The 13,487-nt window shown below is 52.9% G+C and carries 17 protein-coding genes; 8 read left to right on the top strand and 9 right to left on the bottom strand.

Features of this window, described 5'->3' with window-relative positions; translation table 11 throughout:
* Positions 1-63: 63 nt before the first annotated feature.
* On the bottom strand, positions 64-1,365 hold the full coding sequence (locus tag MUU51_RS14010; protein WP_258967957.1) for an anaerobic C4-dicarboxylate transporter: 1,302 nt from the start codon (positions 1,363-1,365) through the stop codon (positions 64-66).
* 115 nt (positions 1,366-1,480) lie between these two features.
* Positions 1,481-2,917 carry an aspartate ammonia-lyase gene (aspA, locus tag MUU51_RS14005; RefSeq protein WP_159775037.1) on the bottom strand — a complete coding sequence of 479 codons (1,437 nt, stop codon included), beginning with the start codon at positions 2,915-2,917 and terminating at the stop codon, positions 1,481-1,483.
* 336 nt (positions 2,918-3,253) lie between these two features.
* Here aspA and MUU51_RS14000 point away from each other — a divergent pair, with 336 nt between their 5' ends.
* On the top strand, positions 3,254-3,724 hold the full coding sequence (locus MUU51_RS14000; protein WP_159775035.1) for an FxsA family protein: 471 nt from the start codon (positions 3,254-3,256) through the stop codon (positions 3,722-3,724).
* Positions 3,725-3,760: 36 nt separating this feature from the next.
* On the opposite strand, the gene yjeH is transcribed toward MUU51_RS14000, so the two are convergent.
* Positions 3,761-5,008: an L-methionine/branched-chain amino acid transporter gene (gene yjeH / locus MUU51_RS13995; RefSeq protein ID WP_258967956.1), complete on the bottom strand. Its 1,248-nt coding sequence runs from the start codon at positions 5,006-5,008 to the stop codon at positions 3,761-3,763.
* Positions 5,009-5,216: 208 nt separating this feature from the next.
* Between yjeH and MUU51_RS13990 the strand changes: the two genes are divergently transcribed.
* The 3 genes from MUU51_RS13990 (at position 5,217) to MUU51_RS13980 (ending at position 7,800) form a co-directional block, all read left to right on the top strand.
* Positions 5,217-5,510 carry a co-chaperone GroES gene (locus MUU51_RS13990; protein ID WP_013367964.1) on the top strand — a complete coding sequence of 98 codons (294 nt, stop codon included), beginning with the start codon at positions 5,217-5,219 and terminating at the stop codon, positions 5,508-5,510.
* Positions 5,511-5,548: 38 nt separating this feature from the next.
* Positions 5,549-7,192, top strand: coding sequence for a chaperonin GroEL (gene groL, locus MUU51_RS13985; RefSeq protein ID WP_159775031.1), 1,644 nt, complete (start codon positions 5,549-5,551; stop codon positions 7,190-7,192).
* 254 nt (positions 7,193-7,446) lie between these two features.
* The gene (locus MUU51_RS13980) at positions 7,447-7,800 is read left to right on the top strand and encodes a DUF4156 domain-containing protein (protein WP_110510957.1); all 354 of its coding nucleotides are present in this window, start codon (positions 7,447-7,449) and stop codon (positions 7,798-7,800) included.
* Positions 7,801-7,843: 43 nt separating this feature from the next.
* Here the strand turns inward: MUU51_RS13980 and yjeJ are convergent, their stop codons facing one another.
* Together yjeJ and epmB are read right to left on the bottom strand one after the other, a co-directional pair.
* Positions 7,844-8,692 carry a YjeJ family protein gene (gene yjeJ, locus MUU51_RS13975; protein WP_258967955.1) on the bottom strand — a complete coding sequence of 283 codons (849 nt, stop codon included), beginning with the start codon at positions 8,690-8,692 and terminating at the stop codon, positions 7,844-7,846.
* A gap of 121 nt (positions 8,693-8,813) precedes the next feature.
* Complete coding sequence (gene epmB / locus MUU51_RS13970) at positions 8,814-9,842, bottom strand: EF-P beta-lysylation protein EpmB (RefSeq protein ID WP_258967954.1); 1,029 nt, start codon at positions 9,840-9,842, stop codon at positions 8,814-8,816.
* A gap of 40 nt (positions 9,843-9,882) precedes the next feature.
* Here epmB and efp point away from each other — a divergent pair, with 40 nt between their 5' ends.
* From efp to ecnB, 3 genes are all read left to right on the top strand, one after another.
* Complete coding sequence (efp, locus tag MUU51_RS13965) at positions 9,883-10,449, top strand: elongation factor P (RefSeq protein ID WP_159775025.1); 567 nt, start codon at positions 9,883-9,885, stop codon at positions 10,447-10,449.
* Between the two features lie 64 nt (positions 10,450-10,513).
* Positions 10,514-10,645, top strand: coding sequence for an entericidin A/B family lipoprotein (locus MUU51_RS13960; RefSeq protein WP_373422901.1), 132 nt, complete (start codon positions 10,514-10,516; stop codon positions 10,643-10,645).
* A 109-nt stretch (positions 10,646-10,754) separates the two neighbouring features.
* Positions 10,755-10,901: a lipoprotein toxin entericidin B gene (gene ecnB / locus MUU51_RS13955; protein WP_159775023.1), complete on the top strand. Its 147-nt coding sequence runs from the start codon at positions 10,755-10,757 to the stop codon at positions 10,899-10,901.
* Positions 10,902-10,932: 31 nt separating this feature from the next.
* On the opposite strand, the gene MUU51_RS13950 is transcribed toward ecnB, so the two are convergent.
* On the bottom strand, positions 10,933-11,514 hold the full coding sequence (locus MUU51_RS13950) for a LuxR C-terminal-related transcriptional regulator (RefSeq protein ID WP_159775021.1): 582 nt from the start codon (positions 11,512-11,514) through the stop codon (positions 10,933-10,935).
* Positions 11,515-11,771: 257 nt separating this feature from the next.
* Here MUU51_RS13950 and sugE point away from each other — a divergent pair, with 257 nt between their 5' ends.
* Positions 11,772-12,089 (top strand): quaternary ammonium compound efflux SMR transporter SugE, encoded by a 318-nt coding sequence (sugE, locus tag MUU51_RS13945; protein WP_110510950.1) that lies wholly within the window; start codon positions 11,772-11,774, stop codon positions 12,087-12,089.
* On the opposite strand, the gene blc is transcribed toward sugE, so the two are convergent.
* The 3 genes from blc to frdC all read right to left on the bottom strand — a co-directional run bounded on the left by blc (position 12,086) and on the right by frdC (position 13,483).
* Positions 12,086-12,616, bottom strand: a complete 531-nt coding sequence (gene blc, locus MUU51_RS13940; RefSeq protein ID WP_159775019.1) for an outer membrane lipoprotein Blc — start codon at positions 12,614-12,616, stop codon at positions 12,086-12,088. The genes sugE and blc overlap by 4 nt on opposite strands.
* Before the next feature lie 101 nt (positions 12,617-12,717).
* Positions 12,718-13,077 (bottom strand): fumarate reductase subunit FrdD, encoded by a 360-nt coding sequence (frdD, locus tag MUU51_RS13935; RefSeq protein WP_159759531.1) that lies wholly within the window; start codon positions 13,075-13,077, stop codon positions 12,718-12,720.
* Positions 13,078-13,087: 10 nt separating this feature from the next.
* The gene (frdC, locus tag MUU51_RS13930; protein ID WP_159775017.1) at positions 13,088-13,483 is read right to left on the bottom strand and encodes a fumarate reductase subunit FrdC; all 396 of its coding nucleotides are present in this window, start codon (positions 13,481-13,483) and stop codon (positions 13,088-13,090) included.
* Between the last annotated feature and the right edge of the window lie 4 nt (positions 13,484-13,487).

The raw sequence follows: 13,487 nt of genomic DNA, 5'->3' as shown, positions 1-13,487 counted from the left end.
GGGGGGATGAAGGAGTCAGGCCGCGAGCGGCCTGACTTTAAGCATTTTTACACCTGGTGAGGGTCAGAGAATGAAACTGCCGAGCAGGAAACCGAAGCATACGGAGAAAATCACGCCCATGGTGCCAGGGATAAAGAACGGATGGTTAAACACGAAGCGGCCAATGCGCGTGGTGCCGGTGTCATCCATCTGCACGGCGGCAACCAGCGTCGGGTAGGTCGGCAGGATAAACAGGCCCGACACGGCGGCAAACGAGGCGACGGCGGTCAGCGGAGAGACATTCAACGCCAGCGCCATTGGCATCAGTGCTTTGGCGGTCGCAGCCTGAGAATAAAGCAGCGCCGATGCGAAGAAGAAAATCACTGCCAGCAGCCACGGATGGCCCTGAATCACGCTGCCCGCCGTCTCTTTGATCCAGTCAATATTGGCGGACACGAAGGTGTCGCCGAGCCACGCTACGCCCAAAATACAGATACAGGCGCTCATCCCGGCTTTAAAGGTGCTGGAACTGAGAATGCTGTCGGTTTCAACGCGGCACAGAATGGTGGTCAGCGTCGCGACGCTCAGCATGATAATCAGGATGGCGTTGGTGGTGTTCATCAGCGGGGCGGCTACCAGGCCAAGGCTTGGGCTGTTGACGATGGCATAAACCACCACGCAAACCACGCCGAGCAGGAACATCAGTACCGACAGTTTCGCCCGGGGTTTGATCTCCATCTGACGTTCGCCGCGCAGTTCCACCAGGCCCTCTTCCAGGCGCTTGAGGTATACCGGGTCGTCGGACAGTTTAGAGTTAAACAGCATGGTGACGAGGAAAGACATCAGTAGTACCGCCATCAACGTGGAAGGGATAACCACGGAAAGCAGGTGAATGTAGCTGATACCGTGGACTTCCAGCACCGACGACATGTACACCACGGCTGCGGAAATGGGTGAGGCGGTAATCGCAATCTGCGCGGCAACAACGGCTGTGGACAGCGGGCGGCAAGGTTTAACACCTTGTTCTTTCGCCACTTCGGCGATAACCGGCAGCGTGGCCAGCGAGATGTTGCCGGTACCGGCAAAAATGGTCAGGAAGTAGGTGACGATCGGCGCGAGAATGGTGATGTATTTTGGATTTCTGCGCAGCAGTTTCTCGGTTTGATTCACGAGATAGTCCAGACCACCGGCAATCTGCATCGCTGAGATAGCAGCAATCACCGCCATGATGATGGAGATAACGTCAAACGGGATGTGTCCCGGCTTCACGCCGATCGCCGCGAGAACGAGAACGCCCAGGCCACCCGCATAACCGATGCCAATTCCCCCTAGTCTGGCGCCGATAAATATCGCCGCTAATACAATGATAAGTTCGATGACTATCATGGCCGCTTCCTTGATTGTTAGATGTTGGATACGTAAATGTTATTTTTTTGATGTTCCAGAAATGAAAAAAGGCACGTCACCCCTGACGTGCCTTGTATGATTTTAACCAGAATTATTACTGTTCGCTTTCATCTGTAAAGCGCCTGGCTTTGTAGGCCGGGTGCATCAGGTTCTGTGGCGAGAAGATATCGTCCAGCTCCGCTTCGGTAAGCAGGCCGCGCTCCAGTACCACTTCGCGTACGCTCTTCCCGGTTTCAGCACAGATTTTACCGACGATATCGCCGTTGTGGTGGCCGATGAACGGGTTGAGATAGGTAACAATCCCGATGGAGTTGTAGACGTAGCTCTCGCACACGGCTTTGTTGGCGGTAATGCCGTTGATGCATTTTTCCAGCAGGTTGTAGCAGGCGTTGGTCAGAATGTGGATGGACTCAAACATTGCCTGGCCAATCACAGGTTCCATCACGTTCAGCTGCAGCTGGCCCGCTTCAGACGCCATGGTAACAGTGGTGTCGTTGCCAATGACTTTGAAGCACACCTGGTTCACGACTTCTGGCACCACCGGGTTCACTTTTGCTGGCATGATGGACGAGCCCGCCTGCAGTTCTGGCAGATTGATTTCGTTCAGGCCAGCGCGCGGGCCAGAGGACAGCAGGCGCAGGTCATTACAGATTTTAGACATTTTCACCGCCAGACGTTTCAGGGCACTGTGCACCATCACGTATGCGCCGCAGTCGGAGGTGGCTTCAATCAGGTCTTCTGCAGGCACTACCGGCATGTTGGCAACTTCGGCCAGCTTCTGTACCGCCAGCTGCTGATAGCCATCTGGCGTATTCAGGCGCGTACCGATGGCGGTTGCGCCGAGGTTCACTTCCAGCAGCAGTTCAGCCGTGCGCAGCAGGTTTTTCGTTTCTTCGTTCAGCAGCACGTTAAATGCGTGGAATTCCTGGCCGAGCGTCATCGGAACCGCATCCTGCAGCTGGGTGCGACCCATCTTCAGAATATCCTGGAATTCAACGGATTTACGCTGGAAGCCATCACCCAGTTGGTTAATGGCGTCCATCAGTTTGACGATGGAGGCATACACAGCGATGCGGAAACCGGTCGGATAGGCGTCGTTCGTGGACTGGCACTTGTTGACGTGATCGTTAGGGTTCAGGAACTGATATTCCCCTTTCTGATGTCCCATCAGCTCAAGGCCGATGTTGGCCAGCACTTCGTTGGTATTCATGTTCACGGAGGTGCCCGCGCCGCCCTGATAGACGTCAACCGGGAATTGATCCATGCATTTGCCGTTGTTCAGCACTTCATCACAGGCGGCAACAATGGCGTCGGCAACACCTTTAGGAATGGTGTGTAGCTCTTTGTTCGCCAGCGCGGCGGCTTTCTTCACCATCACCATCCCGCGAACAAATTCCGGGATGTCGCTGATTTTGTTGTTGCTGATGTAGAAATTTTCAATCGCTCTCAGAGTGTGGACACCGTAATAAGCGTCCGCTGGAACTTCCCTGGTGCCCAACAAGTCTTCTTCGATACGAATGTTGTTTAACATGTGAACCTTCTTGATTAAGCTGCTAATGATTTCACCCTACACACAGGATGAGTGGGGTCATGTGTGTTTTTTAGCCGACGATTATTTCCTTAATCGGCCCGGTACCCATGATCATATGCTGATGATAGCGAATTGCCGTAATCTGGATCACTTATTATGCGCCGATCCATATCAGATTTATTAATCTGTGAAATGAATCACCGCAATAACGTCAGGGTGAAAAAGAGTGCCACCGCCGATTGAAAATGCGGTTTTTGCCTCCATCTCCTGAACACGCGAATCGCAAACTCATTCAAACAGCCGCCGGAAGCGGCTGTTGCTCAACAGGAGAAACCAGTGCGCTGGATACCTTTAATTGCCGTTTTTTTATATGTCTACATCGAGATCTCGATATTCATTCAGGTCGCGCATGTGTTCGGTGTATTGATGACCCTGATTCTGGTGATTTTCACTTCGGTCATCGGGATGTCTTTGGTGCGTAACCAGGGCTTTAAAAACTTTATGCTGATGCAGCAGAAGATGCAGGCGGGTGAAAGCCCTGCGGCGGAAATGATCAAAAGCGTATCGCTGATCATCGCGGGCCTGCTGCTGGTGCTGCCGGGCTTCTTTACCGATTTCCTCGGTATGCTGCTGCTGTTACCGCCGGTGCAAAAACACCTGACGCTCAAGCTGATGCCGCATCTGCGCTTTGCCCGCACGCCGGGCGGTGGCTTTAACGCAGGCAGTGGCGGCGGAGAGACCTTTGACGGGGAATATCAGCGTAAGGATGACGAACGCGACCGACTGGAAAACAAAGACGACCGCTAATGAGATGAGCCCGGAAGCACAACGCCCCGGGCTTTTTTAGGGTGTAACCACCGCCCCGCGCTTGGGCAAAAACAGCCACAGCGCCGCCAGCATGATAATGGCATACAGGCTTTTCAGGCCGACCATCGCCAGCAGCAGCAAACACAGAACCCCGCCAATCACCGCCAGCACTTTGAATCGCCCTTTCAGCAAACGACACCCTGCCAGCATGCACAGCAGATAAATCATGATGAAAATGCCGTTGGCATAAATGATTAACGCCTCCAGATTGATATTCAGCGCATAGATGCACAGCGTGCTCAACACGCAGCAGCCGAGGACCATGTTCAGGGCATTCAGCGGAATACGTCGCGGGGAAAGCTGTGCCAGCCGGCTATTTGGCCGGTATTGCGCCTGGGACCACACCAGCCGGGCGAAGCTCTGGATGTAAATATTCAGGCTGGCGAAGCATGCCAGAAAACCGATCACGCTCGCCACCCACAGGGCTTTAACGCCAAACAGCGTGACCACAATACTCGGCAACGAGGCCGCTGCGGCTTTATCGGCGCCGAACGTGTGGAAATGCAATACCAGCACCGTGCAGGCCCAATAGACGGCACCCGCCAACAGCAGGCCAATCATCAGCGCGCGCGGGAAATCGCGTTCCGGTTGTTTGAATTCGGATGCCATATGCGCAAAGGCTTCGAGACCGACAAAGCACCAGAACATCACCGACAGCGCGGCGAAAAGCTGCGAGTGGTCGACACGGGTTATCGGCGGGAAAGGGATGGCGGAAAAGGTGATGTTGCCTGCCCACCACAGCACCGCGATGAGCGCGACAATCAGGGCCGCGACCAGCGTTTGCAGATTGGCGCTGGTACTGGCGCCGCGCGAGCCGACCCACCAGATGATGCCCAGCGTGCCGAGTTCGGCCAGCAGCAGCTGTTCATCATGCCAGCCAAACAACGCCTGGCCAAAACCGGTGGCAATATGTAACGCTGCCGGTAAACCAACCGGAATCACTAACAAAAACAGCCAACCGGTGACGCGCTCCAGTCGCGGGCCAAACGCCATGCCGACAAAGTGTGCCACGCCGCCTGCGCTTGGGAAATGGCGGCCCAGTACGGCAAAGACAATCGCAATCGGGAAGACTAACAGGATGAGCGCAGGCCACGCCCAAAGGCTGGTGTCACCGGCAACCAGCGCACCCAGCGCCGGTACGGCAAAAACGCCAGTGCCGAGCAGCGAAGTGGACAGTAATCCCACGCCTTGCGCCAGACCGAGCTCTTGTTTTAAACCACTCATCACTTCAACCTGTTACGGGAAAGCCCGCATCGTAGCACTGAAGCGCGTTAAATCGTTTTGTGACGAATGCCCATTTCAAAATTTTTTTTTGATTTTCCCCTTGAAGGGGTAGCAAGCCATCCCCATCTCTCAGGTCACTAGCCGGTAAACCGACTGTGTCCCGGCGCCATCCATAAGTGATAAAGACTTTCTCAAAGGAGAGCTATCAATGAGTATTCGTCCGTTACATGATCGTGTGATCGTCAAACGTAAAGAAGTTGAATCCAAATCTGCGGGCGGCATCGTTCTGACCGGTTCAGCAGCAGGCAAATCAACTCGTGGCGAAATCATCGCTGTCGGTAAAGGCCGCATCCTGGAAAACGGTACTGTGCAGCCACTGGACGTTAAAGTCGGCGACATCGTTATTTTCAACGACGGTTACGGCGTGAAGTCCGAGAAGATCGACAACGAAGAAGTGCTGATCATGTCTGAAAGCGACATTCTGGCAATTGTTGAAGCGTAATCCACTCGCGAACCTGAACGAATTTAAGGGAAAAGAAAATGGCAGCTAAAGACGTAAAATTCGGTAACGACGCCCGTGTGAAAATGCTGCGCGGCGTGAACGTACTGGCAGATGCAGTGAAAGTAACCCTGGGCCCTAAAGGCCGTAACGTGGTTCTGGATAAATCTTTCGGTGCACCGACCATCACTAAAGACGGTGTTTCTGTAGCACGTGAAATCGAGCTGGAAGACAAGTTCGAAAACATGGGTGCACAGATGGTAAAAGAAGTTGCCTCTAAAGCGAACGACGCTGCAGGCGACGGTACCACCACCGCAACCGTACTGGCTCAGTCCATCATCACCGAAGGTCTGAAAGCCGTTGCTGCGGGCATGAACCCAATGGATCTGAAACGTGGTATCGACAAAGCTGTCGCTGCGGCCGTTGAAGAACTGAAAACCCTGTCCGTACCATGCTCTGATTCTAAAGCCATTGCTCAGGTCGGCACTATCTCTGCTAACTCCGACGAAACCGTGGGTAAACTCATCGCTGAAGCGATGGACAAAGTGGGCAAAGAAGGTGTTATCACCGTTGAAGACGGTACCGGTCTGCAGGACGAACTGGACGTGGTTGAAGGTATGCAGTTTGATCGTGGCTACCTGTCACCATACTTCATCAACAAGCCAGAAACTGGCGCAGTAGAACTGGAAAGCCCGTTCATCCTGCTTGCTGATAAAAAAATCTCCAACATCCGTGAAATGCTGCCAGTTCTGGAAGCCGTTGCGAAAGCAGGCAAGCCACTGGTAATCGTTGCTGAAGATGTTGAAGGCGAAGCGCTGGCGACGCTGGTGGTTAACACCATGCGTGGCATCGTGAAAGTAGCTGCGGTTAAAGCGCCTGGCTTCGGCGACCGTCGTAAAGCCATGCTGCAGGATATCGCAACGCTGACTGGCGGTACCGTCATCTCTGAAGAGATCGGTATGGAGCTGGAAAAAGCAACTCTGGAAGACCTGGGTCAGGCGAAACGCGTTGTTATCAACAAAGACACCACCACCATCATCGATGGCGTGGGTGAAGAAGCTGCAATTCAGGGTCGTGTGACTCAGATTCGTCAGCAGATCGAAGAAGCGACTTCCGACTACGATCGTGAAAAACTGCAGGAACGTGTAGCGAAACTGGCTGGCGGCGTTGCCGTTATCAAAGTAGGCGCTGCGACTGAAGTTGAAATGAAAGAGAAGAAAGCCCGCGTTGAAGATGCCCTGCACGCAACCCGTGCTGCGGTAGAAGAAGGTGTGGTTGCAGGCGGCGGCGTTGCGCTGATCCGTGTTGCAAGCAAGCTGGGCGAACTGCGTGGCGTGAACGAAGACCAGAACGTGGGTATCAAAGTTGCGCTGCGCGCGATGGAATCCCCACTGCGTCAGATCGTGCTGAACTGCGGCGAAGAACCATCCGTTGTGGCTAACATCGTTAAAGCGGGCGACGGTAACTACGGTTACAACGCGGCGACCGAAGAATACGGCAACATGATCGACATGGGTATTCTGGACCCAACCAAAGTCACCCGTTCTGCACTGCAGTACGCAGCATCCGTTGCTGGCCTGATGATCACCACCGAATGTATGGTGACTGACCTGCCTAAAGGCGACGCGCCTGACTTAGGTGCTGGCGGTATGGGCGGTATGGGTGGCATGGGCGGCATGATGTAATTCGTCCCCCCCAAATCTTACACTAAATAATTTGAGTCGCAGGAAGGCGGCCAGCTCGAGGATCCCCAGGAGCTTACATTAAGTAAGTGACTGGGGTGAGCGAGTGCAGACAACGCACCTGCGGATTGAATTATGACGTGTAAAAATAAACCCCTGTGGCAGATAATGTCGCAGGGGTTTTTCTTTTGGTCATCTTTTTAGTATAACGTTCACACGGACAAGTTGTGTCCAGCCCATTTATAACGAGGAATAAGATGCGCGTAAACGTCTGTGCAGGGATCGTCGGTGCCGCTTTATTATTGGCAGGCTGCAGTTCCAGCAATGAACTGACCGCAGGCGGGCAAAATGTTCGCTTTGTTGAAGATAAGCCGGGCGCTGAATGCCACCTGGTCGGCACCGCAACAGGCAAGCAGAGCAACTGGCTCTCTGGCCAGCATGGTGAAGAGGGTGGTTCAATGCGTGGCGCGGCGAATGCGCTGCGTAATCAAGCGGCAGACTTGGGCGGCAACGTTATTTATGGCGTGAGCAGTCCAACCCAGGGCATGCTTTCCAGCTTTGTTCCGACGGACAGCGAAATGATCGGCCAGGTTTATAAGTGCCCTAACTGATTGTTTCCCGCCGTAAAGACGCCCTCTCTTCGAGGGCGTTTTCTTATGTGGATTTCCCTGATTTCTGCCATAACGCATGTAACGCGCGTAAACAGCGCTCGCGGAGAACATGTTCCGTGCCTGACGCCAAAGTAAAGACCGAAATCTGACCCTTTTTCCCTTCGCACTTTTTCAGCCGTGGGCTAAACGCCAAAAGCCGCTGTGCAATGGCCTGCGTTTCTTTCATCTCACTGCGAAGCCGGGTTTTAATCACCGTGCCGTATGCCTGCTGTTCTCCGTGTTCATCGGTGGAGTGGTACACCAGCGCCAGCGTTTCGCTAAAGAGCGCGAGTTTCCAGGCCGGATGCGAATAAGAATCATATTCCAGCTCGCCGTTATTTTTTATCGTGGCATCGTACAGCGGTAAAAAGTCCAACAGCGATGACAGGCGCAACGACAGCGTATGCATACCCGCGTTATTGATGGCGTGGGATATAGCGCTGACGAACAACGCGATTTGTGCGTCATCAATCAACAGCGATAACGTGTTTCCGCCCTGAAGCGTAATCGTGAGCTGCAGTTCATTTTTGCGTTTGTTGTTCGGCTCAATTTGAGTGATGCGCTGATAGAGCCCCGCTTCCAGTAATTCACTTTGGGTTAGAGAAGGAATATTTTTGTGCATCGCCGCCGTAGCGATTTCCTGCCGTTTTTTGAATGCCGCTTTTTCTTTCACATTGCGCAGGCTTTGCAGGTGCAGCCGGTATTCGAAACAGATAAAAAGATCGCGCAGTGGTAACGCCGGGATGAGCAGCAGGTGCTGTTCGTGTTGTTGATTAATTTTCAGCGCCAGCGCCGTAAACTGTTCGCCGTGGCGAATGACGCCGGTATTAATGCCGGTGAGGATTGAGCTCATCTTATTCTCCCTGTTTTTTCGGGGGCTAAAATAGCACTCGTCGGGAGTTGGGAAGAGTCGGTTTCCGGACTTGCAGCCTGCGCGAAGGGCTCCGCGCAGGCAAGTATGATCTAAAATTGGATTAGCTTTGGCGTAGCTGTAAGTCGAGCGGCGTTTTACTTGGCTCACCGCCAATTTCACGGGCCAGTTTGGGCACCATGTAGCCTGACACCAGCGTCAGCAGTTCACGCATGATGGCGCGGGCTTCGTCATCGCTTACCAGGAAATGCGCGGCGCCCTGTACTTTATCCAGCACGTGCAGGTAATAGGGCATGATGCCTGCGTCAAACAGGGCATTGCTGAGGTCCGCCAGCGTGCGTGCGTTATTGTTCACGTCACGGAGCAGCACGCTCTGGTTGAGCAGCGTCACCCCGGCTAATTTCAGTTTTCGCATCGCCTGACGGAATTCATCATCAATTTCCTGAGCGTGGTTGATGTGATTCACCAGCAGAATTTGCAGCGATGAACGGGCGAAGCGTTCCGCCAGACCCTCGGTGATGCGTGCCGGAATGACTATCGGCAAACGGCTGTGAATGCGCAGGCGTTTGAGGTGCGGAATGGCTTCGAGCGCATCCAGCAGCCAGGTGAGCTCGTGATCTTTCGCCATTAGCGGGTCGCCGCCGGAAAAGATGATTTCGTCGAGCTCAGGATGGGCGGCAATGTAATCCAGCGCCACCTGCCAGTTCCGCTTGTTTCCCTGGTTGTCGGCATACGGGAAATGACGACGGAAGCAGTAGCGACAGTTCACGGCGCAGCCGCCTTTCACCAGCAGCAGCGCGCGGTTGCGGTACTTATGCAGCAGCCCCGGTACAACGCTGTGCTGTTCTTCCAGCGGGTCGGTACTGAAACCGGGGGCCGTGGCGAACTCTTGCTGTGAGGTCAGAACCTGAAGCAGCAAAGGGTCGTTGGGGTTACCTTTTTCCATGCGTGCGACAAACGCCCGCGGGACTCTCAGCGGGAATAGACGTTTTGCCTCACGGCCAGCGAGCAAATTTTCATCAGCGTCTACATTTAAGAGACGTAACAGTTCGTCAGGATCGGTGATTACATCGGCAAGTTGCGATAACCAATCTTCTCTGGACGGGGTGTTTAGGGTTACAATATGCGCCATTTTGTGGCTTAGCTACCAGTTAACAAATTTAGAGGGCCTTATGGCGACTTATTCTAGCAACGATTTCCGTGCCGGTCTTAAAATCATGATGGATGGAGAACCGTATTCGGTTGAATCCAGCGAATTCGTAAAACCAGGCAAAGGCCAGGCGTTCGCACGCGTTAAGCTGCGTCGCCTGCTGACCGGTACTCGCGTAGAGAAAACCTTCAAATCGACCGACTCTGCAGAAGGCGCAGACGTTATCGATATGAACCTGACTTACCTGTACAACGACGGTGAGTTCTACCACTTCATGAACAACGAAACCTTCGAGCAGCTGGCTGCCGACGAGAAAGCGGTTGGCGAAAACGCTAAATGGCTGCTGGACCAGGCTGAGTGCATCGTGACTCTGTGGAACGGTCGTCCAATCTCTGTGACTCCACCGAACTTCGTTGAACTGGAAATTGTTGATACCGATCCAGGCCTGAAAGGGGATACCGCAGGTACCGGCGGCAAGCCAGCAACGCTGACGACTGGCGCTGTGGTTAAAGTTCCTCTGTTCGTGCAGATTGGTGAAGTCATCAAAATTGACACCCGCTCTGGCGAATACGTTTCTCGCGTGAAGTAATTCATGCTATAAAAAAGTCGGCACCGCTTTCGTCGTGCCGACTTTTTCTTAGAGCGCAGGGATGATGAACCGTTTACTCAAACTCTTCTTTATACTTCTGTTCACCGGTACGCTGCTATCGGGCTGCAACACCTTCCGTGGCTTCGGCCAGGACGTCCAGCATCTGGGCAACTCCATTTCGCACGCTGCCAGCTAATCACTTCACATCGTCTTAAAATTGCGCTGTTTTCGTCCATGATGGGCGATCTTGTCTATGCTTATGTTGCTACATAATGAATATTAACTGGCAATTAAAGGATGACATTATGCTTAAGAAAACCATTGCTGCGTTTTTTACTCTCCTGGTGCTCTCTTCTGTGCTTTCGGGCTGTAATACGACGAAAGGGATGGGGGAGGATATTTCTGATGGCGGTAACGCTATTTCAGGTGCAGCAACCAAAGCCCAGAACTAATGATGTTCGGTACGGCTTTCATGCCGTACCGTTATTCCGCACATTCGGTTGAGGGAATGAACGGCGAAAATCGATTTTCGACTTTCAGTTTCATGCGAATGTTGCGCTTGTAGGTGTAAACCGTTTTGCCGGTAATCTGCATTTCCTTGGCAATTGTCTGATTGCTGGCACCGTCCATCCATAACGACAATACTTTCTCTTCCTGACGCGTTAAGAGCGGCGTGACTATGCGCACTGGATTAATTGCGGGACCGTTGCGCAGCACTGTCAAAATACGCTGGCCGAGCGTTTCCAGCGGTGCTTTTTTAGCGAGCGTTTCTCCCACGTTTTTAAAGACAAAGGGCTCGTTTTGCAGCCGAATTAGGCGCGTGCGTTGTTCACAAACGGCCAGAAGGGCGGGCAGAAAATGTGACTGCTGAAGATCGTGCTGAAAGCAGGTGAAATCAGCGATAACCAGATGCGGTTGCCAGCTTTCTACATGCGCTTTTGCCAACAATAAACTGTTCAGATGGGTAATCAGAAACGGCGATTTACCGCCATTGACCGCTTGCAGCCACGTTTCCAGTCCGAGACGACTGAAACAACAGCGATCAATAATCAGGATTTTATACATACAGGCCAGGTAAGCGCTTCATAGTTTGCGAATGCAAGGGGAACAGAAGGCCATCATAATGAAAGTATCGGTAACATAAAAAGGCGATCTCCGCATTGAAATGCGCCTAATTCACTTAATCATCGCAGAAAACTACCTTAAGCCAAATTACTTGCATCCCCGAAAACAGGGGTTAAAATAAGCACTCTCAAAGACCTTACAGGACGACCTGTAAGCGTATCTACAATACCGGGGACGGCCCCAATCTGGAGTCAAAAATGTCCTGGTTAATTCTTGTTGTTGCAGGTCTGCTGGAAGTTGTTTGGGCTGTCGGTCTGAAATATACCCACGGTTTTACGCGCCTTGTGCCGAGCGTCATTACGGCAACGGCGATGATCGCCAGCATCGCCTTGCTGTCATGGGCAATGAAAACCCTGCCAGTCGGCACGGCTTATGCTATCTGGACCGGTATCGGTGCAGTGGGTGCGGCGATAACCGGTATCCTTCTGCTCGGTGAATCCGCCAGTGCCGCCCGTATATTCAGCCTGGGGCTGATCGTCTGTGGCATCATAGGCCTGAAACTCAGCGCGCATTAATAGGTCTGATTCACCCAAATCAATTTCTGAACGGGGAAACCCTGTCGGGTCGCGATATCCAGCATCTGTTGCTTCATTTCATTGGAAATGGTTGGCGTGCGGGCGAGGATCCATAAATAATTCCGATCCGGTCCACAGACCAGCGCGTGCTGATACTCTTTATCCACCGCGATAACGTTATAACTGCCATAGAACGGGCCGATGAAGGACACCTTCAGTGCGGCCCGTTCTGATGAGCCAGTAAAATACGCCACGCCGTCGACTTTTTGCCACATCCCGCGATCCGGGTTGTAGCCTTTGTTCAGCACGTTAATACCGTTATCACTGCGCAAGCTATAAGTGGCGGTGACCCTCTGCAGTCCTTTTTCAAAATTGTGGTCCAGACGGGCGATTTCATACCAGGTGCCAAGGTAGCGATTGGCATCAAAAGGGGCGACGACGGTCACGCCGGGAGGGGGAACAGGATTACTACAGGCAACAACCAAAAATGCAGCAGCAACAGTCGCAATGATGGACAGCAGACGCATGGTAATGTCCTTGCATGTTTTCTTGTAAGTGTAGAACCGGGCGGGGGAAAAGTACGAGACAGGACAAGAAATATGCCCGGCATGTGCCGGGCATCTCAGCTTTAAATGAAAATCACACCGACGAGGGTAATGACGGTCAAAATAGCCGCCAGTCCGTAGAACACCCATTTGCCATTCGGCACATGAATTTTCAGATCATGCATGGCGTGATGAATGCGGTGCAAACCACACCACAGTGGCAGAACAATCATCAGGAACAGGAACGCGCGACCAATAAAACTTTGAGCAAAGGACAGCACGCGTTCATAGCTGAAGGCGTCATGTGGTGCCAGGCCGAGCGGCAGCAGAACACCGACCAACAGCACCATCACTGGCGCAATGATCGCCCCCCACATTCCGCCTGCGCCAAACAGGCCCCAGAAAACGGGCTCGTCTGAACGTTTTGGATTTGGATTAATCATCTTGGTCTCCTTACCAGAACAGTGCGACAAACAGGATCACCACGGTGGCCACAATCGTCACCCCCCACAACGCTTTAATGACCGGCTCTGGCCCTAGCTTTTCGCCTTTGATAATCACATTGGCGGCTTTTGGCGCTAATTCGAACCAGGTTTTGGTATGCAGTAACGCGGCTGCCAGCGTAATGAGATTGAGGATAACCACAATCGGGTTTTGCAAAAAGTCCACGTATCCGGCCCAGGATTCAGCGCCGTGCTTCAGTGCGAACAGTCCGTAAATCAACACGATGCTGAACCATACTGTTGGAATCGCGGTTCCTTCGCGAATCATATAAAAGCGATAAAAAGGCAGTTTCTTCCACCACGTGGAGGTCATCGGCTGCACGTAGGGTTTGCGTTTTGTCGTCATGATG

It is taken from the genome of Scandinavium manionii (genome assembly GCF_024764775.1).
GTDB classification, from domain to species: Bacteria; Pseudomonadota; Gammaproteobacteria; order Enterobacterales; family Enterobacteriaceae; genus Scandinavium; species Scandinavium manionii.
Note: the sequence above shows the minus strand (reverse complement) of the source record. Positions and strands in the feature narration are given on the sequence as shown.